The sequence below is a fragment of the Poseidonibacter ostreae genome, assembly GCF_009208075.1.
Classification (GTDB): Bacteria; Campylobacterota; Campylobacteria; order Campylobacterales; family Arcobacteraceae; genus Poseidonibacter; species Poseidonibacter ostreae.
The window spans coordinates 1-1,229 of record NZ_WFKJ01000103.1 but is presented as its reverse complement, the minus strand read 5'-3'; the positions used below and the strand labels follow the sequence as shown (position 1 = coordinate 1,229).

Genomic DNA, 1,229 nt, shown 5'->3' with positions numbered 1-1,229 from the left:
AAGCCTTCCTATAAAGAATAGCTTAAATAAGAAATAAAATTTAAAAAGTGCATACTTTTAGGTTTTATTTTTAAAGCACTCATTTTGAGTTCTTTAGAGATGAAATTTATCATCGTAAACAAGTAAAAAGGTATTAGCTATTTATTATGCCAATTTATAGTATTAAATTATTTGTTTAGTTCTTTTACAGTTCATTGTTATTTGCATCATAAATTAAGATTAAGGATGTGCTACAAATACTCGAGATGGAGTATAAGGTTGATTATGATTATAAATTGCCCAAATGATTTTGGCTAATTTTCTTGCTATTATAATTAAGGCTTCTTTTTTAGCTCTTCCTTTGGCAAGAGCATTTCTAAAGATTTGTTTTAATTCACTATTATGCCTAACAGCTGCTACTGATGCTAAATATAATGCTTTCTTTGCATATTTAGCTCCTCTTTTAGCTAGACGACCATATTTTAAAGTATTACCTGATTGTTCCATTGTAGGATATAATCCCAGATACCCAATTAAAGATTTTACATCTTTAAATCTATCAAGATTTCCACATTCAGCTAATACGGCTAATAATGTCTTATCTGATACACCTGGAATAGTTCTTAAGTTAGTAAGAACAGAAGATATATAATCTTCATCTTCTATTGTTATAGTAGAAGAATCAATTGTCTTATTAAATAGTTTAAGCATTTCTTCTTCTAATTGGGAAATCTGTTCTTGTAAAGCTTTAATTAGTTTAATATTAGATCTAATAAAAAATGCTCTTGCATCTTTTGCAACACCTGAGTAAATACTATCTCTTGAATAAGATAATAGTAGTTCTGCTTTATCTAAAGTAAAATTATTACCTTTTACCTTTCTAAATAGTTTTACTATTCTAGAAGCTGTTGCATATTCATAATGTTTAGCTGTTGGGTATTTCTCAAGTAAAATTAATCCAGTTACATTATATGGATCTCTTATTACTTTTTCTAGTTCAGGAAATACAACAACTAATAAAGAAGAGGTTTCTCTTTTTATAGATTTAAGTTTTTCTTTTATATTTTCTTTATGACGAAATAAAACTTTTAGTGATGATAATTGCTCTTCATTAACATAACCCTTTGAGTATCTTCCACTTTTTATTAAAAGTGCAATTATTAAAGAATCAATATTATCATTTTTAACATATTTCATTGTCAGCATATTCCTATATTGTGCAGTTTGATAAGGATTTAATAATATCACAT

1 protein-coding gene is annotated in these 1,229 nt (G+C 26.5%); it reads right to left on the bottom strand.

The genetic code is table 11. From position 1 onward, the window contains the following. Nucleotides 1-219 precede the first annotated feature (219 nt). On the bottom strand, nucleotides 220-1,229 hold a 1,010-nt coding region (locus GBG18_RS14955; protein ID WP_152192365.1), incomplete at its 5' end, for an IS110 family RNA-guided transposase.